Annotated in this window: 21 protein-coding genes and 1 pseudogene; 12 read left to right on the top strand and 10 right to left on the bottom strand. The window is 50.8% G+C overall.

Going from position 1 to position 24709, the window contains the following annotated elements; all coding sequences use genetic code 11:
* Nucleotides 1–29: 29 nt before the first annotated feature.
* The 9 genes from C0623_14750 to C0623_14710 form a co-directional block, all read right to left on the bottom strand.
* Entirely contained in the window at nucleotides 30–881 is an 852-nt protein-coding gene (locus C0623_14750; protein PLX97705.1) for a chromosome partitioning protein ParB, read from the bottom strand.
* Entirely contained in the window at nucleotides 874–1650 is a 777-nt protein-coding gene (locus C0623_14745) for a chromosome partitioning protein ParA (protein PLX97704.1), read from the bottom strand. Before C0623_14745 ends, C0623_14750 begins: the two co-directional genes overlap by 8 nt.
* Before the next feature lie 150 nt (nucleotides 1651–1800).
* On the bottom strand, nucleotides 1801–2451 hold the full coding sequence (gene rsmG / locus C0623_14740) for a 16S rRNA (guanine(527)-N(7))-methyltransferase RsmG (protein PLX97703.1): 651 nt from the start codon (nucleotides 2449–2451) through the stop codon (nucleotides 1801–1803).
* Nucleotides 2452–2453: 2 nt separating this feature from the next.
* Nucleotides 2454–4313 carry a tRNA uridine-5-carboxymethylaminomethyl(34) synthesis enzyme MnmG gene (locus tag C0623_14735; GenBank protein ID PLX97702.1) on the bottom strand — a complete coding sequence of 620 codons (1860 nt, stop codon included), beginning with the start codon at nucleotides 4311–4313 and terminating at the stop codon, nucleotides 2454–2456.
* 83 nt (nucleotides 4314–4396) lie between these two features.
* Nucleotides 4397–5767 carry a tRNA uridine-5-carboxymethylaminomethyl(34) synthesis GTPase MnmE gene (locus C0623_14730; GenBank protein PLX97701.1) on the bottom strand — a complete coding sequence of 457 codons (1371 nt, stop codon included), beginning with the start codon at nucleotides 5765–5767 and terminating at the stop codon, nucleotides 4397–4399.
* A gap of 10 nt (nucleotides 5768–5777) precedes the next feature.
* Nucleotides 5778–7388, bottom strand: a complete 1611-nt coding sequence (locus C0623_14725; GenBank protein ID PLX97700.1) for a protein translocase component YidC — start codon at nucleotides 7386–7388, stop codon at nucleotides 5778–5780.
* A 36-nt stretch (nucleotides 7389–7424) separates the two neighbouring features.
* Nucleotides 7425–7637: a membrane protein insertion efficiency factor YidD gene (locus C0623_14720; GenBank protein ID PLX97699.1), complete on the bottom strand. Its 213-nt coding sequence runs from the start codon at nucleotides 7635–7637 to the stop codon at nucleotides 7425–7427.
* An 8-nt stretch (nucleotides 7638–7645) separates the two neighbouring features.
* Entirely contained in the window at nucleotides 7646–7999 is a 354-nt protein-coding gene (gene rnpA / locus C0623_14715) for a ribonuclease P protein component (GenBank protein PLX97698.1), read from the bottom strand.
* Between the two features lie 18 nt (nucleotides 8000–8017).
* Entirely contained in the window at nucleotides 8018–8167 is a 150-nt protein-coding gene (locus tag C0623_14710) for a 50S ribosomal protein L34 (protein ID PLX97697.1), read from the bottom strand.
* Between the two features lie 373 nt (nucleotides 8168–8540).
* Here C0623_14710 and C0623_14705 point away from each other — a divergent pair, with 373 nt between their 5' ends.
* From C0623_14705 to nth, 11 genes and pseudogenes are all read left to right on the top strand, one after another.
* Nucleotides 8541–9857: a chromosomal replication initiator protein DnaA gene (locus C0623_14705; protein ID PLX97696.1), complete on the top strand. Its 1317-nt coding sequence runs from the start codon at nucleotides 8541–8543 to the stop codon at nucleotides 9855–9857.
* Between the two features lie 288 nt (nucleotides 9858–10145).
* Entirely contained in the window at nucleotides 10146–11264 is a 1119-nt protein-coding gene (locus C0623_14700; GenBank protein ID PLX97695.1) for a DNA polymerase III subunit beta, read from the top strand.
* 63 nt (nucleotides 11265–11327) lie between these two features.
* Nucleotides 11328–12431: a DNA replication/repair protein RecF gene (locus tag C0623_14695; protein ID PLX97694.1), complete on the top strand. Its 1104-nt coding sequence runs from the start codon at nucleotides 11328–11330 to the stop codon at nucleotides 12429–12431.
* Nucleotides 12432–14822 (top strand): annotated as a pseudogene (gene gyrB / locus C0623_14690) (DNA topoisomerase (ATP-hydrolyzing) subunit B).
* A gap of 66 nt (nucleotides 14823–14888) precedes the next feature.
* A complete protein-coding gene (locus tag C0623_14685) occupies nucleotides 14889–17387 on the top strand; it encodes a DNA gyrase subunit A (GenBank protein ID PLX97693.1) in 2499 nt (832 codons plus the stop codon).
* The gene (locus C0623_14680; GenBank protein ID PLX97692.1) at nucleotides 17278–18207 is read left to right on the top strand and encodes a hypothetical protein; all 930 of its coding nucleotides are present in this window, start codon (nucleotides 17278–17280) and stop codon (nucleotides 18205–18207) included. The genes C0623_14685 and C0623_14680 overlap by 110 nt, the downstream gene beginning before the upstream one ends.
* Nucleotides 18208–18215: 8 nt before the next feature.
* Nucleotides 18216–19223: an NAD(P)H-dependent glycerol-3-phosphate dehydrogenase gene (locus tag C0623_14675; GenBank protein ID PLX97720.1), complete on the top strand. Its 1008-nt coding sequence runs from the start codon at nucleotides 18216–18218 to the stop codon at nucleotides 19221–19223.
* 12 nt (nucleotides 19224–19235) lie between these two features.
* A complete protein-coding gene (locus tag C0623_14670; GenBank protein ID PLX97691.1) occupies nucleotides 19236–19808 on the top strand; it encodes a peptidylprolyl isomerase A in 573 nt (190 codons plus the stop codon).
* 50 nt (nucleotides 19809–19858) lie between these two features.
* Complete coding sequence (locus C0623_14665) at nucleotides 19859–20602, top strand: hypothetical protein (protein PLX97690.1); 744 nt, start codon at nucleotides 19859–19861, stop codon at nucleotides 20600–20602.
* A gap of 8 nt (nucleotides 20603–20610) precedes the next feature.
* The gene (locus tag C0623_14660) at nucleotides 20611–21144 is read left to right on the top strand and encodes an O-acetyl-ADP-ribose deacetylase (GenBank protein PLX97689.1); all 534 of its coding nucleotides are present in this window, start codon (nucleotides 20611–20613) and stop codon (nucleotides 21142–21144) included.
* Nucleotides 21145–21242: 98 nt separating this feature from the next.
* Nucleotides 21243–21893: an endonuclease III gene (nth, locus tag C0623_14655; protein PLX97688.1), complete on the top strand. Its 651-nt coding sequence runs from the start codon at nucleotides 21243–21245 to the stop codon at nucleotides 21891–21893.
* A gap of 62 nt (nucleotides 21894–21955) precedes the next feature.
* Here nth and C0623_14650 read toward each other — a convergent pair whose 3' ends face one another.
* A complete protein-coding gene (locus C0623_14650) occupies nucleotides 21956–24364 on the bottom strand; it encodes a penicillin-binding protein (protein PLX97687.1) in 2409 nt (802 codons plus the stop codon).
* Between the two features lie 165 nt (nucleotides 24365–24529).
* Between C0623_14650 and C0623_14645 the strand changes: the two genes are divergently transcribed.
* Nucleotides 24530–24709, top strand: a 180-nt coding sequence (locus tag C0623_14645; GenBank protein ID PLX97719.1) for a pyruvate kinase, incomplete at its 3' end; no start/stop codon positions are given.

The following is a 24709-nucleotide window of genomic DNA, read 5'->3' as shown; positions in this document are numbered from 1 at the left end:
TCCTGTTCCACGTTAACCGGCCGGTCCATTCAGCTGATTCCGATGATTTCCATTAAACGATCGAGGTCCTTGGCGGCATAATACGATATCTCGATGCGGCCGCCTTTGCCGGACGGAATAATTTTGACGTTGGTCCCGAGAGCCCGCTTCATTTCGGCGGCCAGATGCTCAAGCTCCGGGTCCTTCTTGCTGGCTGACTTTTTCTTGACCGGAGTGCCGCCAGTCTTCAGTTTCCGGATCAGTGCTTCGAGCTCACGCACCGAAACGCCCTTTCCGGAAATCTGGTTGCGCAGCCGGACAATTTCATCCTCCGATTCGAGCGAAAGCAGGGCGCGGGCGTGTCCCATGCTGAACTGTCCGGAGATAACATCCTGCTGGATGACGGCCGGTAATCGGAGCAGCCGGAGCGAGTTGGCGACCGTCGGCCGTTCCTTGCCGACCCGTCGGGCCACCTCGTCCTGGGTCAGATCAAAGCCATCCATCAGGTTGCGGTAGGCCTCGGCCTCTTCAATCGGATTCAGATCTTCGCGCTGAATATTCTCGATCAGAGCCATTTCCAGGGCCCAGTCTTCCGACACATCCTGAATAACGACCGGCACTTCGCGCAGGCCTGCCTTCTGGGAAGCCCGCCAGCGTCGCTCCCCGGCAATAATCTGGTAGTGATCCTCTTCACGCCGCACCACAAGGGGCTGGATCACGCCTTTTTCGCGGATCGATGCCGCCAGTTCTTCGAGCTTTTCGTTATCGAATGACTTACGCGGCTGATCAGCATGCGGTTTCAAGTCCTCGATCGGACAAAGAAAATATTTACGACCATTATCCTGGGTCGCCGAATCGAGGAGGGCACCGATCCCCTTACCGAGGGCAGGACGTTTAGCCATGAGAAGCCCCTTCAGACTTGATGATTTCCTTGGCGAGATCGAGATAGGCCTCGGCGCCACGGGAAGAGATATCATACATCAATACCGGCAAGCCGTGACTCGGAGCCTCGGAAAGCCGGACATTGCGCGGCACGACCGCATCAAAAACCCGGCCGTCGAAATGGTTGCGGATTTCTTCAGCGACCTGGTGCGAGAGATTATTACGGCTGTCGAACATGGTCAGGACGATTCCGAACAGTCGCAGGTTCTTGTTCAGGTCGCGCTGGATCAGGCGGATCGTCTGCATCAGCTGACTCATGCCTTCCATGGCATAAAATTCACACTGCAGCGGAATCAGTACCGCATCAGCGGCCGTCAATGAATTGACGGTCAGCAGGCCGAGGGAAGGTGGACAGTCGATCAGGATATAGTCATAGTTGTCACGAATGGTATCGAGCACGGACTTGAGCTTGATCTCCCGGGCAAAGGCCGAGACCAGTTCGATTTCAGCACCGGTCAGATCGGTATTGGCCGGCATGATTTCAAGATGAGGAAGACAGGTCGGGATGATTGTCTTTTCTACTTCGACCTCGCCAAGCAGGGCATGATATACCGTATACTCGACCTGCTGCTTGTCAATACCGACCCCACTGCAGCTGTTGCCCTGAGGGTCCATATCGACCAGCAGGGTCTTTTTCTCAGCAACTGCCAGAGATGCAGCCAGGTTGACTGCCGTGGTCGTTTTTCCAACGCCACCTTTTTGATTGGCAATAGCAATAATTTGGCTCATGAAATCCCTCGGGGTTAGTTGACTAACAGCGGGCCAAAGATTAGCACAAAGAGAATCGGGATAAAAGGCAAAAAGAACCGACAAAACAGTTGGTTAGGTAAAATACTCCATATTGTACCAGGGTGGTTTTCAAACTCTATATATTGTGCTTTATGACTGTAAAAAGAGTAATTGTCGGGATGATCCGGAGACTGGCAGGGTCAGGTTGACCACTTCCCGGCAACTGACCCCGAGTTTTTCCAGATCCGGGCCGGCGGCTGTCAGCTCTTTATCACCATCCGGGCCTTTCATTGCCACGATGACGCCATGCCGCCGGAGACAGGGCAAAGCGAGCTGCACCAGCTTCGGAATCGAAGCGAAAGCCCTGGCCACGACCAGATCAAATCCGGATTCGGTAAATCGTTGATGCACAATATCTTCTGCGCGACCATGCCAAGCGACCGCTCCCTTGAGACCTAACGTTCTGATCAGGTGTTTTTGAAACCGTATTTTCTTGGCAACAGCATCGACCGAGACAGTTTCCAGATCGGCTCGACAGATTTTCAGCGGCAGTGCCGGAAACCCGGCACCGGACCCGATATCGAGAAGATGTTTGGCCGACCCGAGATAGGGAAGCAGGGTCAGGGAATCAACAAGATGCTTCTCCAGCGCCTCAAACGGATCGGTAATGGCGGTCAGATTGTAGGTCCTGTTCCAGCGTAAAAGCTCTTCCTGCATTGTAATAAGCCGGGCTACAGCATGCTCATCAACCGCCAAGCAAAGTGAATCAAGCTGCCGTTTCAGTTCAGACCGAAGATCCATATTTATTTACGCCTGAGCAGTACCGACAGAATCGATATTGCCGCCGGGGTGACTCCCGGGATGCGCGAGGCCTGGCCAAGGGTCTGCGGCCGCGCAACAGCCAACTTCTCCCGAACTTCGCTCGACAGTCCGGAAATTCCGAAATAATCGAAATCAGCCGGAATCCTGACCTGCTCCACCTTGCGGAAACGGCCGACCTGCTCCAACTGCCTCCGGATGTACCCCTCGTACTTGACCGCGATTTCAAGCTGCTCATGAACCGCCGGTGGCAGCCCGGCCAACCGGTCATCAACAAAAAGCAGATCGCCGATTCTGATCTCCGGTCGTCGCAAAAGCTCCTCCAGCGTCGCTCCATTCTTGAGTTCGCCGAGCTCCAGCTTTGCCGTAACCTCCCTGTCCGCCGGTCCGATCCGCTTATCCCGCAATATCGAGAACCCCGCCTCGACCTGCTCGATCTTTTTCCGATAACACTGCCAGCGCTCTGCGCCAATCAATCCGGCGCGGTGGCCGAGCTCGGTCAGACGCTGATCGGCATTGTCTTCACGCAGAAGCAGTCGATGTTCGGCCCGCGAGGTAAACATCCGGTAAGGCTCGGTTGTGCCGAGCGTCACCAGGTCATCGATCAGGACACCGATATACCCCTCGTCCCGACCGATCACCAGCGGCTCTTCGTCCCTGACCCTGAGCGCCGCATTGGCACCGGCAATCAAACCCTGGGCGGCCGCCTCTTCATAACCGGAAGTCCCGTTGATCTGACCGGCATGAAAAAGTCCGCCAACCGCCTTGGTTTCCAGAGTCGGTAAAAGTTGACCGGGATCAACATAATCGTATTCGATGGCATATCCGGGGCGCATGATTTCGACCTTTTCGAGACCCGGAATCGTGCGCAGGAAAGAGAGTTGAATATCGGCCGGCAACGAGGTCGAAACCCCGTTAGGGTAAATCTCTGCGCTGTTCAACCCCTCCGGTTCGAGAAAAATCTGGTGTTTGTCTTTTTCCGGAAAACGGACCACCTTATCCTCAATCGACGGACAGTAACGTGGCCCGACCCCCTCAATTACCCCACTGTACAGTGGAGACCGATCGAGCCCGCTACGGATGGCAGCATGGGTTCGTTCATTGGTCCAGGTAATATAACAGGGGACCTGTGGCAGTGTTATCGACTCGGTATCAACCGAAAAAGGGCGAGGGGGATCATCACCCGGTTGCGCCTCAAGCCCGGAAAAATCGATTGTGTTTCGATCGAGCCGGGCCGGCGTTCCGGTTTTCAGGCGGCCAACCGATAGCCCGAGTGAGCGGAGATGGTCAGACAACCCTTCGGACGGTGGTTCGCCGGCCCGCCCACCGGGGTAGTTGCTGAGCCCGACGTGGATCAGGCCACGCATAAAAGTCCCGGTTGTCAACACCACTGTACGGGATGGGTACTGAACCCCTTCGCGGGTCTCAACCCCGGCAACAGCCCCTCCCGCAAGCATCAGCTTGCAGACCGTACCCTGTTTGAGATCGAGATTCTCTTGCGCCTCAACGACCTGCTTCATCCGGGCGGCATACAACATCCGATCGGCCTGCGCTCGCGACGCCCGAACGGCTGGTCCTTTTTTGGTGTTCAGAATCCGGAACTGGATTCCGGTTGCATCGATATTGCGTGCCATCTCACCACCGAGAGCATCGATCTCCTTAACCAGGTGCCCCTTGGCCAGACCGCCGATTGCCGGGTTACAGGACATCTGGGCAACCGCATCGAGGCCGATCGTTAACAGCAGGGTGCGACACCCGATGCGGGCGGCCGCCAGCGCGGCTTCGCAACCAGCATGCCCGGCTCCGACGACAACAACATCATATTTCTTCCCATAATCAGTCACGGGTGATCCTTAAAACAAAACAACAACTGTTCCACGTGGAACAGATGCCTGACATAAAGATACTTGTTCCACGTGGAACATTATCACTTCCCGATACAGAAACGGGAAAAAATCCGATCAAGTATTTCATCGGGTGTCGTTTCGCCGGTAATCTCGCCAAGGGCATGAAGAGCTTCGCGCAGATCAAGAGCGAGAAACTCCGGCTCCTGCGCCGACTGTACTGAGGCAAGAAAACGATTGAGCGCCTCGCGGGATCGCAGAAGCGCTTCACGATGACGCCGATCGGAAATCATGGTCGATTCCGAGACTTCACCACCGGCGGAAAAAAGAGAGGCTATTTTATCTTTGAGAAGATCGAGACCGGCACCATTTTTTGCTGAAACAGGTGTCGCAGCAAGACCGGAAAAACGGGAACGGTCCAGAACTGCCGGGCAATCACTTTTATTGACAACCAGCAGAGCCCGGTCTTTTTCAACCAGGTCAAAAGCAAAAAAATCATCAGGACTGGCCTCCTGACTACCGTCGACAACGAGCAGAACCAGGTCAGCCGTTTTAACCTTTTCGGTCGCCCGCCGAACCCCCTCTGCTTCAATCGGATCTGACGTAGCATGTACACCAGCGGTATCAATCAGCCGGATCGGAAGACCACTGATAACAAAAGACTCCTCGACCGTGTCCCGGGTCGTACCGGGAATATCGGTGACGATCGCCCGTGATTCACCGAGCAGGGCATTTAATAGCGAGCTTTTGCCAACGTTGGGACGGCCGAGTATTAATACATTAAGCCCCTCACGCAACACTCGACCAGAATCAAAACTGGCGAGCAGGGGGTCAATTTCATCACGGGCTTTTTTTACGTTGGCACAGAGGTTTGCCAGTGCCGGAGGGGAAATATCCTCATCCGGAAAATCGATATGTGCTTCAATCAGGGAAAGGTTCTCGACCAGGCGCTCACGCAGATCGTATATAATCCTGGAGAGGGCTCCGTCGAGTTGACGAACCGCTAACTGGCTTGCCGACTCAGAACGGGATCGGATCAGATCAATGACAGCCTCGGCCCGGGAGAGATCAAGTCGGCCATTCAGAAAGGCGCGCAGGGTAAACTCTCCCGGGCGCGCCAGCCGGAGTCCGGCATCGATAAACAGATCGACAATCTGCCGTATAATGACCGGTCCGCCATGGCAGTGAACCTCAACGATCTCCTCGCCGGTATAGGAACGCGGAGCACGCATGACAACAGCCAGGACTTCATCAAGAAGACTGCCGGAAGAGTCGAGAAGATGACCATGATAAAGCTGGTGCGATTCGAAAACATCAACGCTGCGGCTGGGACGGAAAAACCTCTGCAGGGTTAGCTCTGCAGAGGTTCCAGACAAACGGATGATACCGATGCCGCCTTCACCGACAGCGGTCGCCGGAGCGACAATTGTCTCTTCGGAAAAACCGGATTTCATGATAACGGCATCAGGAAAATTTCTTATGGATGTAGTACTGCTGGGCAATGGTCAGAAGATTGTTGATCAACCAGTAAATGACAAGCCCCGACGGAAAGTTAAGGAAGAGGGCTGTAAAAACAACCGGCATCGCCAGAAAGATCTTCTGCTGGGTCGGATCCATTGTACTGGGAGTCATTCTCTGTTGAATGAACATGGTTACGCCCATAACGACCGGGGTAATATAGTAGGGATCTTTGGCAGACAGATCGGTTAGCCAGAACGCAAAGTCGGCGTGCCGCAGTTCGATTGCTTCATACAACACCCGGTAAAGGGCGAAAAAGACGGGGATCTGAATAAGCATCGGCAGGCAACCGCTCATCGGATTAACCCGATGCTTCTTGTACATCTCCATTGTTTCCTGACCCTGTCGGGTCCGATCATTCTTGAAGCGTTCACGAATCTTTGCAATCTCTGGTTGCAATTTCTGCATCGCTTTCATTGAAGCGTAGCTTTTGTGAGTCAGTGGCCAGAACAAGGTCTTGATCAGAACCGTCAAAAGAATAATCGCGATGCCGTAATTATGAACGTAAGTATTGATAAAATTCAGAAACCAGAGCAAAGGATCAGAAATAATGGAGAAAAATCCGAAATCAATTGCCTTGGAAAGTTGATGATTGACCTGCTCGAGAACCTTCATGTCACGGGGACCGAAATAAGCCATAAAGGTGTGAGTGGTACTTGATCCGGGAGACAGGCTGGTACCGGGAAGGCTGATGATATTCTCGACCCGCTCATCCTGACGCTGAATCCGGACTTTTTCAAGAGCATTTTCAAGCGGCACCAGAGCCGACATGAAATACTTGTCTTCGTAGGCGGTCCAGACCGTAGCTTTGCCGTAAGAAACTGATTCTTCGGCAAGATCATCAAGAGAAGCGGTCTGCACCTCATCGTTCACCAGAGCCGCACCGCCGACAAAAGAGAGTCGGTCCGGTTTGGCCGAGTCATCAAAGACCTGTACCAGGGAAAACTCGAGGCCACCCCTGGTCGCTACCTGGCCCGGATTACTGACCCGGATAACAACATCTACGGCATAACTGTTGCCGCGGAAGGTCATTACTTTTTCGATCAAAAGTCCATCGCTGGTCCGGGTGCTTAAAGTAATGGACTTTTCCTGATCGGAAGAAAGAACGATCTCTTTTTCTTCTGGCAGCGAATAAGGCGCTTCCGGAGAGAGCAGGAGCCCATTTACACCGGCCAGACGGAGAGAAGCCTGATGCGGCATTGAAACGTCGATAATCCGTACCAGATCGGAATCAGGATCATTTTCAACATGATAATCATTCAGTTCCAGTAATTTTACCCGTGCACCGATGTTGGTCAAAACAGCACTGTAGAGATCGGTCTTTATTAACAACTCTTTCTCTTCGGTCGATACGACCGGGATAATAGTCGGTATTGAAGCAACGTCCTGCGCCGGAGATGAAGATGAAGAAGCAACCACCTCGGTCCGAGTAGCTTCATCAGCAGGCGGTTGTTCAACTGATGGTTCCTGGGTCGGGGGAAAAACTACGGTAAAGACAACCCAGACCAGCAGCATCAAACCGATAGCGATAAATGTATTTTTGTTATTATTTTCCATAACTTAAAAAACTCCGAAACTGAACGGAAAGAGGACTTATTTAACCGGATCAAAACCACCCGGGTGAAATGGATGACATTTGCATAAGCGAAAAGCAGCCAACAACAGGCCACGGCCCAAGCCGTGCTTTTCGATAGATTGTCGTGTATAGGAAGAACAAGATGGATAAAACCGGCAGGATGGCCCCTTCAGAGGTGAAATAAACCTTTGATATAAAACGATCACAGAAATGACAATTTGTTTTACCATAAGGTGACTCAATCCTGATCAAGGTTTTGTAATACCGTCATTTCGTCAACAACATCGGACAGTTTGAGCTGACCGGCACCGGGGCGTGCAATGATCGATATATCCAGGTGGTCGGCAGAGCTTATTGAATTCAGACGAAAGTATTCACGCAATAAGCGTTTGACCCGATTCCGAACAACGGCGTTACCAACGCGCCGCGATACCGTAACCCCGAGCCGTGATGTTTCATTCCGATTGTCAAGAACGTAGACATAAAAATGGGGCGTACGCAAGCGAAAGCCCCGGTTCTTTACAGTAATAAAATCGTGCCGTCTCTTTATTCTCTTTTTTGCCGGAAAGGTATGTCGTCTGCTAAGAGACAATGTTAACCGGCTCCCAATTTACTTGATCGGTGTTGTAGCTGCCAACCGCTTGCGGCCACGCGCCCGACGCCTTTTGATGAGGGAGCGCCCGTTTTTTGATTGCATTCTCTTGCGGAAGCCGTGCGTCCGTTTACGACTGACCCGGCTCGGTTGATAAGTTCTTTTCATAATTTAAATCTCCTTCTTAATACAAAAACAAGATTAGCCTGTTCCATATAGTTTATTTTCATCTTTGAACCAAAGAGCACTACTAAGCATATTTAAAAAAAACTGTCAAGAAAATTAAGGAGTTTACTAACTATTTTTCCGGGAAAAGGGACTCTTGCGCAAATGAAAAAAATCTTGCAAAAAAGAGTCGCCTCTGCTAGCGTCGATAAGCTTATTTTTGGTGTTATCTGATAAGGCAAAGAGGTCGGCAAATACTGACTCTAAAGCAAAAAAAAATAATTATCCACAACTGTTAAAAAACATGTGGATAACTATTTGTATCTACTCATTCTTTTCGGTAAAATTCTGGTAATGTTTCACAAAGATCCGAATAATGACAACTGAACAAATCTGGAATAAAACTCTCGATAAACTTGAACTATCTTTGAACCCGCAACATTTTGCGACATGGATCAAACCGATAGAACTCGTCGACATAAAAGCCGATACGGTGAAACTTCAGGTTCCCAATCGATTTTTTCTCGACTGGATCAGGGAAAACTACTTTCAGATGATCAGGGAAACATTATCAACAATCGGCTCGGTAGAATATAATCTCGAATTTAATATTTCAGCCAATTCATCTGAAAACAATATTAAAAATAGTAATAAAGAAGAACAACCGGTGCCGGCTAAAAAGTTCTCCCCGCCGTTAAATAGAAATCAGTCAATCAACATCAATCCCAAATACACCTTCGATGAATTTGTGACCGGTTCATCCAACCAGTTTGCTTATGCCGCTGCAATGGCTGTTGCCAATAATCCGGCGACGACTTACAACCCTCTTTTTGTATACGGTGGTGTCGGACTTGGTAAAACACACCTGGTTAATGCTATCGGCAATGAAATTCTTAAAAATGATCCGCAGATGTCAATCTGTTATTACACATCCGAAAAATTTATGAATGAACTGATCAATTCTCTACGCTATAACAAGATGGATGAGTTCAGGAATAAATTCAGAACCATGGATGTTCTGATGATTGATGATATTCAATTTATCGCCGGTAAAGAAAGAACCCAGGAAGAATTTTTTCATACATTTAACTCTTTATATGAGTCGCATAAACAGATCGTTGTTACATCGGACAAATTTCCAAAGGAAATACCGGGACTGGAAGAGAGATTACGTTCCCGTTTTGAATGGGGATTGATTGCCGATATTCAAGCTCCGGATGTAGAAACAAAACAGGCCATATTAAAAGTAAAGGCGGAAAATAACGGGATTGACTTGCCGGAAGATGTTGCTCTTTTCCTGGCTAATTCGGCCAGTAATAATGTCCGTGATCTTGAGGGATATCTGGTAAGAATAGGGGCTTATGCCAGCCTGACATCTACTTCTATATCTCTTGAAATGGCGAAAGATATACTGAAAGATATACTCGTAGAAAAAAACAGAAAAATATCGACTGAACAGATACAAAAAGCTGTTGCAGCGCATTTCGGAATTAAAAATTCGGATTTAAAGTCAGCCAAACGGCATAAAGCTCTGGTTATGGCAAGACAGATTGCAATGTATCTGACGCGACAACTGACACCTCTATCCTATCCGGATATTGGAGAACAGTTTGGCGGCAAGGATCACTCAACAATTATCCACGCCATAAAAAAAATAGATAAACAGCTCGAAAATGATATGCAATTAAAATAAACTATCAATAATCTGAAAAATGGATTAACAAAATAATAAATAAAAAACTGATGTTTATATTATGTCTACAATATTGGTATAAACGGGGGATAATTTTTGGAATATCATACTGTCAACAATAACTGATCATTTATCAGCAGTAATTCAAGCTTATTTTCCACAGTTTAAAACAGTTATAAATGGATCATTTTTACAGTTATCAACAAATTAACAGGCAACTACTATTACTACTGAACATATATTTTAAATAAATAATAGAAACATAATGCTGTGCATTCGGAGGAAAACATGCACTTTTCAATTGAAAAAGAAGTTTTTTTGAAAGGCCTGGCTCGGGTTCAGGGTATTGTTGAAAAAAGAAATACGATACCTATTCTTTCAAACGTTCTCGTCGAAGCAGATAAAGAAGGCCTTTTTATTACTGCTACAGATCTCGAAGTCGGCATGCGGGCCAAATACCCGGCCAGTATAAAGAGTCCCGGAAAAATTACGGTCTCTGCCAAAAAGATTTTTGAAATAATAAAAGAACTTCCGGAAAAGGAAATTATTTTCAAGGCAAAAGATAATTGCTGGATTGAAATAAGCTGCGGTAAATCGGTTTTTAATATTGTTGGACTTTCATCTGATGAATTTCCCCATTTTCCACAACCGGACGAAACAAAAATGATTCCGATCAGTGGTCAACTGCTTGGTCAGATGATTGAAAAAACATATTTTTCAGTATCGACCGATGAAACCAAATATAATCTGAATGGCATCTATTTTAAAACGATCGAAGAAGACCAAAAAAAATATCTGTTGCTGGTAGCAACCGATGGACATCGACTTGCTCTTGATAAAAGAGCGGTTGATACACCGGAGATAGAAGAACTTATAAATGGGGTTGTCTTTCCGAGAAAAGGTATTATCGAACTTAAAAAAATAACCGAAGAAACCGAAGCGGATATTAAACTCGGTTTTATGGATAATAGTGCAGTAGTCATAAAAGATGACACGATTGTCGTGATGCGACTGGTTGATGGAGATTTTCCTGATTACAATCGGGTTATTCCCCAGAACAACGAAGAAATTATCAGTATTCCCAGGGATAATTTTTTGCATGCATTAAAGCGGATGGCAATTCTTTCCAGTGAAAAATCAAAAGGCGTAAAAATAGATCTTAAACATGGCACCCTGGAAATATCCTCGTCAAATCCGGAAATTGGCGATGCCCATGAAGAACTTGAAATTGATTATAAAAGCGATGAAATGTCGATAGGATTCAATGCCCGCTATATGATCGATATACTTCAGGTTCTCGATGAGGAAAAAATAAAGCTGGCAGTCAAAGATAATCTGTCGCCAGGGCTGATTACACCGGATGGAGATGATGGTTTTCTGGCTGTGGTTATGCCGATGCGGCTGTAAAAAAATTCGCGGTGAAAAAAGCCTTTTTAAAAAGGCTTTTTTCACGCAAGGCACAATAAATTTATGCGGCTGGAGCAATTGCTTCTTTATAATTTTCGCAATATAGAGCGAACGGAACTACATCCACACCACCTGTTCAATATTTTTTATGGAGATAATGCCCAGGGCAAAACAAATCTGCTTGAATCAATTTCACTGTTAGGAAGTCTGAAAAGTTTTCGCTTATCACGCAACGATGAGTTGATTAAAAATAATGAGAGTTACAGTGAAATAAAAGGTGAAACGGAAAAAAATGGTGTCAAACACCAGATAAAACTGAGAATAGATAAAGAGAACAAACAGGCCTGGCTCGATGGAAAGAGAATCAACCGCCCGGAAGCTTACCTCGACTGTCTACGTCCGGTTGTTTTTGCTCCGGAAGAGGTCAATCTGATCAAGGGCCCACCCAGTGGCCGGCGCCGGTTGCTCGATCGGGCAGTTTTTCAGACAGATAATAAATATCTGGCTGATGTGCAGAAATATGACAGACAACTGAAACAGCGCAACCGGCTGCTTAAAGAGAAACGCCCGGAAAATGAACTCGCACCCTGGACCGATGAACTGGCCAAAACCGGCGCCGCTATAAGACATGCGAGAAGCCGGTATATTGAAAAAATATTGCCGCAAGTTAAGGACTGCTACCTTCATATCTGCGGTCAGCAGGAACAGGTCAACCTGTTTTGTAAAGCGGATACCAAGGATATCAGCGAACTTGAACAGAACCTGCTCGATGAATTTGAGCGACAGAAAGAGCAGGAAAAACGGTATGGTGTTACGCTCTCCGGACCGCACCGTGATGATATCGATTTTTTACTTAATCAGCGACCCCTTAAAAGCTACGGCTCCCAGGGGCAGCAGCGATCATTCATACTGGCTTTCAAGGTAGCACAGGCGCTTCACCTTAAAGAGGTATATGGCGAACCGCCACTGTTGCTGTTTGATGATTTAACCGGTGAACTTGATCGACACCGGCAGAATCTTTTTTTCGAATTTCTGCTTTCGCTGAAAGCACAGGTTTTTATAACAACAACCGAGGTTCAACCGCTGCTCGACGGCGGTATAAGAGACGGATATTTTATACGTGTGGAACAAGGAGTTTTCACAACGACAGTATCTGACGAGGTATGAATGAGCGATATCAAAACAAAAAGTTACGGTGCGGATAGCATAAAAGTACTTGAAGGTCTTTCGGCTGTTCGTAAACGCCCGGCGATGTATATAGGGTCAACCAGCGCCCAGGGTTTACATCACCTGGTTTACGAGGTTGTTGATAACTAGATTGACGAAGCCCTGGCCGGGCACTGTGATGAGGTCAAGGTTGTTATCCATGTCGACAATTCGGTTACGGTTACCGACAATGGTCGAGGTATTCCGGTCGATATGCATAAAACCCAGAAAAAACCGGCCGCCGAGGTCGTGATGACCGTTCTCCACGCCGGCGGTAAATTCGACAGCGACTCGTACAAGGTTTCCGGGGGCTTGCATGGCGTCGGTGTTTCGGTTGTCAACGCTCTTTCGAAACGGCTCGAACTCGAGATCCGTCGGGATGGGAAGGTCTACCGACAGAATTACGAAAAAGGTGTGCCGATGGGGTCTCTCAAGGAAGATGGCACGACCAAGCGCCGCGGAACCCGGATTATTTTCTGGCCCGACCCGGAAATTTTCGAAACCACCGACTTTTCTTTCGAAACCCTGTCACAGCGCCTGCGCGAACTCGCTTTTCTTAATGGTGGCGTCAATATAATAATCGAGGATGAGCGCTCGGAAAAAAGTCACCAGTTCCACTACGAAGGAGGAATCGTTACCTTTGTTGAGTATCTCAACCGGGCGAAGAACCCACTGCACAACAAACCGATCTTCTTCTCGGGCAGTAAAGAAGGGGTCGATATCGAGGTTGCGATCCAATACAACGATGCCTACGATGAGAAAATTTTTTCTTTCGCCAACAACATCAATACGCACGAAGGCGGAACCCACATGGTTGGCTTCAAGGCAGCCTTGACCCGGACCATGAACAACTATGCGACCACCAACAATCTGCTCAAAAATGTTAAAACTTCGATTTCCGGTGATGATCTGCGCGAAGGGATGGCTGCCGTTATCTCGGTCAAGGTCCCCGATCCGCAATTCGAAGGACAAACCAAGACCAAGCTCGGCAACTCGGAGATCAAGGGGTATGTCGAAACCCTGATGAACGAAAAACTGGCCGAATTTCTCGAGGAGAATCCGCCGATCGCCAAAAAGATACTTGAAAAAGGGGTCGAAGCGGCCCGGGCCCGGGAAGCGGCGCGCAAAGCGCGTGACCTGACCCGGCGCAAAGGCGCCCTTGAAGGTCTCGCCCTGCCTGGAAAACTGGCTGATTGCCAGGAGAAGGATCCGTCTCTGTGCGAACTCTACCTGGTCGAGGGTGATTCGGCCGGTGGTAGTGCCAAGCAGGGTCGGGAGCGGCGATACCAGGCGATTCTGCCGCTCAAGGGTAAAATTCTCAATGTCGAAAAAGCACGGTTCGACAAAATGCTGACCTCCAATGAAATACGCACCCTGATAACTGCCCTCGGCACCGGTATCGGCAAGGACGATTTTGATATCAGCAAATTGCGTTATCATCGTATTATCATCATGACAGACGCCGATGTCGATGGCTCGCATATCCGGACCCTGTTACTCACCTTCTTCTTCCGGCAGATGCCGGAACTGGTCGAGCGCGGCTACCTCTATATCGCCCAGCCCCCTCTTTATAAAGCGAAACGCGGCAAAAAAGAGCTCTACCTTAAAGATGAAATTTCCCTTCAGGAGTATCTGCTCGATGAAGGGGTCGACGGAATGACGGTCGAGATGAAGAAAAGCGGCAAGATTATCCGGGGCAAGCAGATCATTCCGTCTCTGCGCCAGATCATCGAATACAATGAGCATTTTTATAAAATGGTTCACAAGGGAGTGAACCCTGAGGTTCTCAAAATCTTTGTTTCCGGAAAGTTGCAGAACGGTTTTGCCGATCTGCTCGACCTCGAACCGCTGGCCGAAAAGTTGCGGAAAATTGAGCCGGCCGCCGAATTTCAGGTTCTGACCAACCCGTCGCGTATCCTTTATGTCAAAGGGAATCTCCGTTCCTATATCGATCATAAGGTGCTCGAAAACCTTTCGATGTACGAATACAAATTGCTGATTCAGTCCTATAAGCAGGTCGAGGAAATCTGTCTTGACGAAGAGGCGGTGATCACCAACAAGGACGGTAAGGAAGAGGCGATTATCGACGATCGTGAGGATTTACTCGCCTTCTTCTTCAGTCGGGCCAAAAAAGGCCAGTATATTCAACGCTACAAAGGTCTCGGTGAGATGAACCCGAGCCAGTTATGGGAAACAACAATGGACCCGGACAAGCGGGTACTGCTGCAGGTTAAAATCGAGGATGCGGTCGAGGCCGATGAAATTTTTACTGTTTTGATGGGTGACCAGGTAGAACCACGGCGCGAATTTATCGAGAAGAATTCACTGAATGTCTCGAACCTGGATGTTTAGAATTTAAAAATTTTTTCGCCGATGCTGCGCATCGGGAATCAGAATTGACCGGAACAGGGAGGACGAATGCTCTCGGAACAGAATCGGGTAACCGTTAATATAGAAGATGAAATGCGCAAGTCCTACATGGACTACGCGATGAGTGTAATCGTTGGTCGCGCTTTACCGGATATCCGTGATGGATTGAAGCCGGTGCATCGTCGGGTGTTGTTCGCCATGAACGATCTCGGGAATGACTACAACAAACCGTATAAAAAATCGGCCCGGGTCGTCGGTGATGTTATCGGTAAATACCATCCGCATGGTGATTCGGCCGTCTACGATACCATCGTCCGGATGGCCCAGGATTTTTCCTTGCGCTACCCGCTGGTCGACGGTCAGGGCAATTTCGGTTCAATCGATGGTGACTCGGCGGCGGCCATGCGTTATACCGAGGTCCGGATGGACCGGCTGGCCCACGAACTGCTCAATGATATCGAAAAAGAGACCGTCGAATTCGGTCCGAACTATGACGACTCCCTCGAAGAGCCGCTGGTTCTGCCATGTAAATTCCCGAACCTTCTGGTTAACGGTTCGGAAGGTATCGCTGTCGGCATGGCGACCAAGATTCCACCGCACAATCTCGATGAAGTCATTGCTGGCCTGATCGCTATTATTGACAACCCGGCCGTCGATTTCGAAGATTTGATGCAGCTTATCCCAGCCCCCGATTTTCCGACTGGCGGTTTTATTCTCGGTCAGAGCGGCGTTCGGGAAGCCTACAGCACCGGCCGCGGCATCATCCAGATGCGGGCGCGGGCCATGGTCGAGACCAACAAACGGACCGGGCGGGAAAGCATCATTATCAACGAAATCCCCTTTCAGGTAAACAAGGCACGACTGATTGAGAAAATCGCCGAACTGGTTCGCGACAAGAAGATTGAAGGGATCTCCGACCTGCGCGATGAATCGGACCGTGACGGCATGCGTATTGTCATCGAGCTGAAGAGGGATTCGATCCCGCAGGTCATCCTCAACCAGCTTTACAAGATGACGCCGATGCAGTCGTCGTTCGGTATTATCATGCTGGCAATCGTTAGTGGCCAGCCGCGGATCCTGACCCTGCGTGAAGTCCTCGATAATTTCATCGAGCACCGCAATGATATTGTTACCCGGCGAACCATCTTCGATTTGAAAAAAGCCGAAGCCCGGGCCCATATCCTCGAAGGTCTCAAGATCGCCCTCGACAACCTCGATGAGGTGATCCAGATCATCAAGACCAGCGCCAATCCGGCCGAAGCCAAAAAACGATTGATCGAGCGTTTCGGTCTCTCCGACATTCAGTCACAGGCGATCCTCGATATGCGTCTGCACCGCCTGACCGGGCTTGAGCGGGACAAGATCGTTGCCGAGTATGAAGAGGTGATGGCGCTGATCAAGCGGCTCAAGGAGATCCTTGCCAGTGAGGCGGAAATTCTCAAGATTATCAAGGGAGAGCTGCTCGATATCAAGGAACGATTCGGTGATGAGCGCCGTTCGGAAATTGTTGAATTCACCGGTGATCTGTCAATTGAAGACATGATCGTCGAGGAAGATATGGTCGTAACCGTTTCCCATTCCGGTTATATCAAGCGCAACGCGGTTTCGCTTTACCGGGCGCAGCGCCGCGGCGGCAAGGGCAAAACCGGGATGAAGCCGAAAGAGGAGGATTTCGTCGAGCGGCTCTTTATTGCGTCGACGCACTCGTACATCCTGATCTTTACCGATAAGGGTAAGGTTTACTGGCTCAAGGTCCATGAAATACCGCAGGGCGGCCGCGCGTCGCGCGGCAAGGCGATTGTTAACCTGCTTAATCTGCAGCCGGACGAAAAGGTCATGACCATCCTCCCGGTCAAGGAGTTCGAAGAGGACAAGTTTATTATTACCGCTACCAGAAATGGTACGGTCAAAAAGACCGACCTGATGGCCTATTCGAATCCGCGCCAGGGCGGGATTATTGCCCTGACGATAGATGATGATGACAGCCTGATTGCCGCCCGCCTGACCGACGGCAGTATGGACATCATCCTGGCCAGCCAGAGCGGCAAGTCGATCCGCTTTTCGGAAAAGAACGCCCGCGCAATGGGCCGCACGGCGCGTGGCGTGCGCGGCATGATGATCAGCGACGAAGATCAGATTATCGGTATGGAGGTGGTGTCCGCTGCAACGGCTGCGACCCTGGTGTCGATCACCGAAAATGGTTATGGTAAACGCACGGCGATCGGCGAGTACCGGGTGCAGAGTCGTGGTGGCAAAGGGATCATTACAATCAAGACCGGCGGCCGGAATGGTCAGGTTGTCGATGTCAAACTGGTTGATGATGAATCCGACCTGATGTTTATAACTGATCGCGGCAAGGTTCTGCGGACTCCGGTCGGCAATATTTCACTGATTGGCCGGAATACCATGGGGGTTCGCCTGATGGTCCTTGAACCGGATGAGCGGATTGTTGCAGTTGCAAAGCTTGCCGAAAAGGAAGATGACGATGGAAGTCGAGAGATTGAAGAAGAAACTCCTGCAGGAGGAGCTGAAACGGAGGAGACGTAACTCACCAACCTACCGGCTTCTGGTTGTTCTGGTGCCGTTGTTCTTTCTGGTCCTGGCCGGCGGCATCGCCTATTACTACCTGACCCTTGAGGATCGCCTGCATAAATCCTTTACCCGGGCAGAAAATATGGTCCTGGTCGGGGATTACCAGGAAGCCGTCGAGGAATATCAGGATATCTACATCGGCCACGGCGATTTTGTCCTGGCACCACGGGCGATGTTTCGGACCGGCGAGGTTCTCAATCTCTTTCTCAAGCGATTCCACGACGCATTGCTGGTTTTTCATAATCTTGAAAGAGAGTATCCCGATTCCCCCTTTGTCAGCGACGCCCTTATCCAGGAAGCGGAGATCTACAAGAACCGGCTGCGTGATTACGGCCGGGCGGCAGCGCTCTATCAAAAACTTCTCGATCTCGGGATGGAGCCGGCCGATCGTTTTCAGTATGAGCTTTCCGACTGTTATTTCCGGCTGAATAATTTTGAACAGGCGCGGATCGAATTCGAGAATCTGATCAAAAGGTGGCCCGAGAGCCATCTGCTGACAGAGGTTGAATATCGGATCGGCATGTCTTATGCTCTAGATGGTAAGCTGAAAGACGCTGAAGATGTCTTCAGAAAGATCCTCAAGGAGAAGTCGGAAGATCCATTTGCCATCGAAACGAAGTTCGGGCTTGCTTCGGTACTTGAGGAACAGGGGCGGTTGCGCGAGTCACTCAAGCTGTTAAAGGAACTCGAGGGAACCTATCCGGCACCGGAAGCGCTTCAGCATAAAATAAAAACGGTGGAAGAGCGGATCAAGAAAAAGAAACGGGCAGTTTAATGAAAAAAATGGTCAAAAATATTGGTGTCATCGGGGCCGGAAGCTGGGGAACAACGCTGGCCAACCTTCTCGCCGAAAAGGGGTATCCGGTGACGCTATGGGCCTACGAGGAAGATCTTGTGGCGCGCATGCAGACGAGTCGGGAAAATGATCTTTACCTCCCCGGCTTCACGCTTTCGGACAATCTGACCTTTACGACCGACATCAAAGCGGCGGTCAGTAATAAGGATCTGGTTCTTTTTGTTCCCCCTTCCCAGGTCTTGCGGCGGTTGCTCGAGAAGGTTGTGAACTGTTTCGATGATCAGGTTATTATTGTCTCGGCCTCGAAGGGGATCGAAAACGATACCCTGCTGCCGATGTCGGAAATTTTTGCCGAGCTTTTACCGCAACCGATTAAAAAGCGGACGGCCTATCTGTCTGGCCCCTCATTTGCCAGGGAGGTTGTCCAGAAAATGCCGACAGCGGTCGCTGTCGCGGCTAACGATGATACGATAGCGGCCGAGGTCCAGGCCGTTTTCAGTACCGATGTTTTTCGTGTATACACCAACCGGGATGCGATCGGGGTGGAGCTTGGCGGTGCGCTCAAAAATGTGATTGCTCTGGCCGCCGGGATCTCCGATGGACTCGGTTATGGTTACAACACCCGGGCAGCACTGATCACCCGGGGGCTCGCCGAGATTACCCGGATCGGGGTTGCCATGGGGGCCGATCCGATGACCTTTGCCGGGCTGGCCGGAATGGGCGATCTGGTTCTGACCTGCACCGGTGACCTGTCGCGTAACCGTAGTGTCGGTTTTGAACTTGGACAGGGGCGAACGCTTGCAGAGATTCTCAATGAAATGAATATGGTTGCCGAAGGGGTCAAGACCACCTTGTCGGCATACCAGCTGGCCAATAAACTGGGAGTTGAGGCGCCGTTAATCGAACAGATGTACGAAATTTTGTACAATGAAAAAGAAGCCCGGGTGGCAGTCAACGCTCTGATGGAGCGGCAACTGAAGCCCGAAGGAGCCTGATAAAGGAGAAAAATGATGCGTAAAACACTTATCATGACCATGCTGGCCGTACTGTTTGTAACTGCCCCGGTCTTTGCTGCGGTTGAGGTTGATATGGAAACCAATCTTGGCACGATCCGGTTGGAGCTCGATGATAAAAAGGCGCCGATCACGGTCGCCAATTTTCTCAAATATGTCGATTCCGATTTCTATAGCGGCACGATCTTCCACCGCGTGATCAAGGGGTTCATGATTCAGGGTGGCGGTTTTGATACCAATAAAAAAATGAAGAACGGTTTTCCGCCGATCAAGAATGAAGCTGACAACGGACTCAAAAACGATCGCGGAACGATCGCCATGGCCCGCACCAGTGTTGTTGATTCGGCAAGCAGCCAGTTTTTCATCAATCTGGTCGACAACGATTTTCTCAATTACCGCAGTCCTGACGCCCGCGGCTATGGTTATGCCGTTTTCGGTAGAGTGACCTCCGGGATGGAAGTGGTTGACAAGATCGCCGAAACACCTATCAAGAAAGGTGTCGGCCCATTCGCCAGTCTGCCGATTCACACGGTCGAGATCCTTTCAGTCAAGCGCGTCGCTGAATAACAGTCAGACTGTTCGGTCCGGTTCCGGGCTGTTCAGGTCGGGAGGCACGGATGATCAGCATCCGGCTAATGACCTACAACATCAATGGTTGCCGCGGTAACGATGGTGTCTGTGATCCGCAACGGATTGCCGATATTATTGAAGACCAGGCACCCGACATCGTTGCCCTGCAGCATGTCAATGCATCCCGGGATGTGGATCATCTCAACCTGCTGGCCGAAAAGCTCGGGATGAGAAGTTATGGCCATTCCCGGGAGGATGCCAATGCCTTTCTTTCTTACTACCCCCTGAGTGGTGTCCGCGAATACAGTCTCGGTAAAGATGGCGTCTGCCAAAAGGCCGATCTCGACAAGGACGGGCAGAAAATCCATATCTTTAATGTCCGGCTGACGACCAGGGCGGCCGAACGCCGCGAGCAGATCAAGACCCTGCTCGGACCGGAGCTGCTGAGCAGCCGGGACATCTGTTGTCCGGTTCTGCTGCTCGGTGATTTTGCCGACAACTGGATCGGCGCCGGCAATCTGACGCTCAAGTTCATGTTGCAGGGTGCCGGTCGTCCGTCGTTCTGGGGCGGAACCTTTCCGGCTCACTTCCCGGTATTCAATCGTGATCGGGCTTATGTTCAGGGTGAGGTCCGGATTCTCGACAGCAAGGTGATCCGCTCAAAACGTTGTCGCCAGGCAGCGTTGCACCTGCCGTTAATCCTGACGGTACGGATGGCCGATCCAAGAATTTACCTGCGACAAAAAGAACCGATCAAAGCCGCACGGCCAATGGAAGTCGCTCACAGCTGAGGGAGGTTATGCAGATAACCATTCGCGGGAAGAGTCTGCAGCTGATCCGGGGTGATATCACCGAGCAATCGACCGATGCCATCGTCAATGCCGCCAACAGTCAGTTGCAGCTCGGCGCCGGTGTCGCCGGAGCAATCCGCAACAAGGGAGGCCCAACGATTCAGCAGGAGTGTGACCGGATCGGCGGGACTCCGGTCGGGACGGCAGTTTTGACCGGTAGTGGTAACCTCAAAGCGGGATATGTTATTCACGCCGTCGGTCCGCGTATGGGTGAAGGGGGTGAAGATGCCAAGCTCGCCGGAGCAACCCGCAGCAGCCTCGACATTGCCGCCGGGAAAAACCTGCGGAGCATCAGTTTTCCGGCACTTTCAACCGGAATCTTCGGTTTTCCGATTGAGCGGGCGGCGGCAATCATGCTGGATGAGGTCTGTACTTTTTTGCAGAAGCGATCTTCCCTCGAGCTCGTCGTCTTCTGCCTCTTCAGTGAAGATGATTTCAGGGTCTTTGCTGACCAGCTGAAGGCACGATTATCGTCCTGTTGATAACCCTGTGGAAACGGTTGATAAGTTTTTGAAGTTCCATCATCTTGCCGAAATATTACCGGTTTCAGACCGGACCTTGATCTCATGAAAAGTGATTTATGCGCTATCTGAGCGGCCGTTCTAACGCACTGGAAACACTCGATTTTCTTGAAGCGCTTTATCCCGAGGCCGAATGTGCGCTGGTTCACAAAAATCCGTATGAACTGCTTGTTGCGACGATTCTGTCGGCCCAATGCACTGATGTGCGGGTTAATGTGGTGACATCCGACCTTTTCCGGAGATTTGCCAACCCGGAACAGCTTGCATCTGCGAATATAACCGAACTTGAAGAGCTGATCAAAAGTACCGGATTTTTCCGCAACAAGGCCCGCAATCTGATCGCCTGTGCCCGGATGCTTGTCAGTGAATATGGCGGATCGGTCCCGGCTGACCTTGACCAGCTGATCGCCCTGCCCGGGGTCGGTCGGAAAACGGCCAACGTGGTTCTGGGAAACGCCTTTGGTATACCGGGAATGGTTGTTGATACCCATGTCAAACGGATCGCCTATCGGCTCGGATGGAGCCGCCAGACCGAGCCGGAAAAAGTTGAGCTGGACCTGATGAAGCTGCTGCCGGCAGAGCGCTGGAACCAGACCAGTCATACCCTGATCTACCACGGTCGGGCGATTTGCAAGGCCCCGGTTCCGGTTTGTTCGGCCTGCCCCTTGTCCGAGACCTGTCCACGCAACGGTGTGCGCCGCTCGAAGTGATCTATCTGTAAAAGGGGTATGAATAGAACTCACCCCCCTCTTTTGGCGAAATAGTCAATGTGTTACTGGGCGAGGTCGAGTCGGAAAAAATCGCGGGCTTTCGGTTTTTTTTCGTCGAGGGCGTACCGGGTCGGTGCCGTGCCGGGGGAAAAAACTTCGATGTGCATGTTGCCGCTATCCTCCGGTGCGAGCAGACCGGTTTCCGTGTCGACCGGATAAAATTCCATCTGATCCGGGACCGCAAAGTCAATCGGCTCAAGGTTTTTGACCGCTTCCTTCATAAAGGAAACCCAGGCCGGTGCCGCCGCTTTCGAACCGGTTTCATGCTTGCCGAGTGGACGCTCATGATCGTAGCCGACCCAGGACACGGCGACGAGCTGCGGCACGTACCCGGCAAACCAGGCGTCCTTAAGATCATTGGTTGTGCCGGTTTTGGCCGCGGTCGGTCGGCGCAGCGCTTTGGCCCGCCAACCGGTCCCTGTGCGGACGACACTTTCGAGGAGATTGGTGACCAGATAGGCTGTTTCCGGGGAGATCACCCGCTCCTGGGAAAGATTGATCAAGCGCTGCCCTTCGTTAATCCCTTCCGGAAAGTCGGCAGGATCGATCGACTCGAGAACCCGACCGTCACGATCGGTGACCTTGGTGATATAGGAGGCCTTGATCCGGACGCCGCCATTGGCAAAAACAGTGTAGGCTGTTGCCAGCTCAAGCGGGGTCAGGGCCGAAGAACCGAGCGCGAGGGTGAGATCGTAATTGAGCGGAGAATTGATTCCGAGTTTTTTGGCATAGTTGGCTGCATATCTGACACCGATGTCCTCGAGAATCTTGATGGTAATGACATTATGCGACTTGGCCAGAGCGGTTCGCAGCGGAGTCGGACCGTAGAATTTTTTCGAGTAATTTTTCGGCTTCCAAGATTTCTCCAGGCCGGCGTCCGAAAGTTCCTTGTAAATGAGCGGTGTGTCGAGAATAACCGTAGCCGGCGTATAACCCTTGTCGAGAGCCGCTGCGTAGATAAGTGGCTTGATCGCCGAGCCGGGGAGTCGGCGTGCCTGAAGAACTCGGTTGAACTGGCTCTGCAGGAAATCATAACCGCCGACCATCGCCTTGACCAGACCGGTATTCGGTTCCAGGGCGACAATTGCACCCTGGGCAAGAGGCTCCTGCTCGAGCCCGAGAAGAAGTGATCCATCTTCATTGATCTGTTTGACCCGCACCTTTAAAACAGAGCCGAGCGGCAGCTTGTGCTGTTGACTCTTCGGATTACGGGTCGGCTCCGATTCGGCCGAGACCGCTCTCAGGAGACCGGCCCACTCGGCTGCTGTCGGGTCGAGAGTCCCGGTGACAGTGCCGATGCGCAGATGCAGGGTTTCCTGGTCGCTGCCGACCAGAACAGCATCGGTAATCTGCTCGAGTTCCAGCGGATTTCGGGTTAGACTTTCCGCCTGCTCCTCGAGAAAGGCAGCCGCCTCCTCTTCGGTCAAAACCTTCTCCGGGCCACGAAATCCCTGGCGCTTGTCATGATCGCGCAGGTTTTCCCGGACCGCGTTCTGGGCTGCCCGCTGCATCTGCAGGTTCATCGAGGTATGCACAGTCAGGCCCTCGGTCTCGAGAATGTCCTGGCTGTAGTTGTTTTCGAGATAGCGCCGGACCTGTTCGGTGAAATAATAGGCCTGGGCGATATGAGCATTGAGCCGGGGCTGAATCGTCAACTCCTCGGCGTCGGCTTCGTCGGCTTCCCTCTGGCTGATATAACCGTCGGCAACCATTCGATCGAGAACATATTTCTGACGCTTCTTGGCCCGATCATAATGGTTGTAGGGCGAGTAGCGGCTCGGTGCCTGGGGCAATCCGGCGAGAATAGAGCATTCGGCCAGGGTCAACTCATCGATGTTTTTATCGAAATAGTTTTCGGCCGCGGCCTGAACGCCGTATGCACGATGGCCGAGGTAGATCTGGTTGAGATAGAGATAGAGAATTTCCTCTTTCGACAGAGCTTTCTCCATCCGCCACGAAAGAATCGCCTCCTTGAATTTGCGCTCAAACTTTTTTTCCGGAGTCAGAAGCAGTGATTTTGCGACCTGCTGGGTAATCGTACTTCCGCCCTGAACGATGCCGCCCGCCTTGATATTTTTATAGGCGGCCCGCAGAATTGAAATAAAATCGATCCCGGTGTGCTCGAAAAAATTCGAATCTTCGGCAGCGACAAACGCCTGGACCAGTTTTGTCGGGATGCGCTTGAAAGGAACGACAATCCGGCGTTCCTTTGCGAACTCGGCAATGACTTCGCCGTCTGCACTCAAAACCCGGGTAATGATCGGTGGCCGATAGTCAGCCAGGGTATCGACCCGCGGTAGATCGCCGGCAACGTAGAGATAGGCCGACGCAAACAACAGAAAACCGGAAACCATGCCGGCCGTTGCAAGCACGAGCAAAACCCGGATTATCCGTTCGCGCGGCCATCGCATTTTAGTTAATTCCTTTTTTTCCATAACGTCGATATCTACCACAATCGATGTGTTTCAGGCAATGATTTTACTTGTTCTGGCAAGGGGCTGTGCTATGATTGCCACGCTTGCCGAGCCGTGAAGGCAGGCTGGCGATTCGGCTAAAAGGATCGATGAATGAGAGAGATAAGACATACCAAAATTGTAGCGACAGTCGGACCGGCATCCGATTCTGAAGAGATGCTGTACAGCCTGATGGAAGCCGGAGCTGACGTTTTTAGGCTTAATTTTTCCCATGGCAGCCAACAGGACAAGACGGAGATCATCCGCCGGATCCGCCAGGCTTCAAAGAAAAGGCAGCGGGCG

The organism is Desulfuromonas sp., assembly GCA_002869615.1.
Classification (GTDB): Bacteria; Desulfobacterota; Desulfuromonadia; order Desulfuromonadales; family UBA2294; genus BM707.
This window is presented reverse-complemented; position numbering and strand designations above follow the sequence as displayed.

Coding starts and splice junctions, on each gene's coding strand:
- C0623_14750 (PLX97705.1), bottom strand. CDS start 881: ATGGCTAAACGTCCTGCCCTCGGTAAGGGGATCGGTGCCCTCCTCGAT.
- C0623_14745 (PLX97704.1), bottom strand. CDS start 1,650: ATGAGCCAAATTATTGCTATTGCCAATCAAAAAGGTGGCGTTGGAAAA.
- rsmG (PLX97703.1), bottom strand. CDS start 2,451: ATGGATCTTCGGTCTGAACTGAAACGGCAGCTTGATTCACTTTGCTTG.
- C0623_14730 (PLX97701.1), bottom strand. CDS start 5,767: ATGAAATCCGGTTTTTCCGAAGAGACAATTGTCGCTCCGGCGACCGCT.
- C0623_14725 (PLX97700.1), bottom strand. CDS start 7,388: ATGGAAAATAATAACAAAAATACATTTATCGCTATCGGTTTGATGCTG.
- C0623_14720 (PLX97699.1), bottom strand. CDS start 7,637: ATGGTAAAACAAATTGTCATTTCTGTGATCGTTTTATATCAAAGGTTT.
- C0623_14710 (PLX97697.1), bottom strand. CDS start 8,167: ATGAAAAGAACTTATCAACCGAGCCGGGTCAGTCGTAAACGGACGCAC.
- C0623_14705 (PLX97696.1), top strand. CDS start 8,541: ATGACAACTGAACAAATCTGGAATAAAACTCTCGATAAACTTGAACTA.
- C0623_14700 (PLX97695.1), top strand. CDS start 10,146: ATGCACTTTTCAATTGAAAAAGAAGTTTTTTTGAAAGGCCTGGCTCGG.
- C0623_14695 (PLX97694.1), top strand. CDS start 11,328: ATGCGGCTGGAGCAATTGCTTCTTTATAATTTTCGCAATATAGAGCGA.
- C0623_14685 (PLX97693.1), top strand. CDS start 14,889: ATGCTCTCGGAACAGAATCGGGTAACCGTTAATATAGAAGATGAAATG.
- C0623_14680 (PLX97692.1), top strand. CDS start 17,278: ATGAGCGGATTGTTGCAGTTGCAAAGCTTGCCGAAAAGGAAGATGACG.
- C0623_14675 (PLX97720.1), top strand. CDS start 18,216: ATGGTCAAAAATATTGGTGTCATCGGGGCCGGAAGCTGGGGAACAACG.
- C0623_14670 (PLX97691.1), top strand. CDS start 19,236: ATGATGCGTAAAACACTTATCATGACCATGCTGGCCGTACTGTTTGTA.
- C0623_14665 (PLX97690.1), top strand. CDS start 19,859: ATGATCAGCATCCGGCTAATGACCTACAACATCAATGGTTGCCGCGGT.
- C0623_14660 (PLX97689.1), top strand. CDS start 20,611: ATGCAGATAACCATTCGCGGGAAGAGTCTGCAGCTGATCCGGGGTGAT.
- nth (PLX97688.1), top strand. CDS start 21,243: ATGCGCTATCTGAGCGGCCGTTCTAACGCACTGGAAACACTCGATTTT.
- C0623_14650 (PLX97687.1), bottom strand. CDS start 24,364: ATGCGATGGCCGCGCGAACGGATAATCCGGGTTTTGCTCGTGCTTGCA.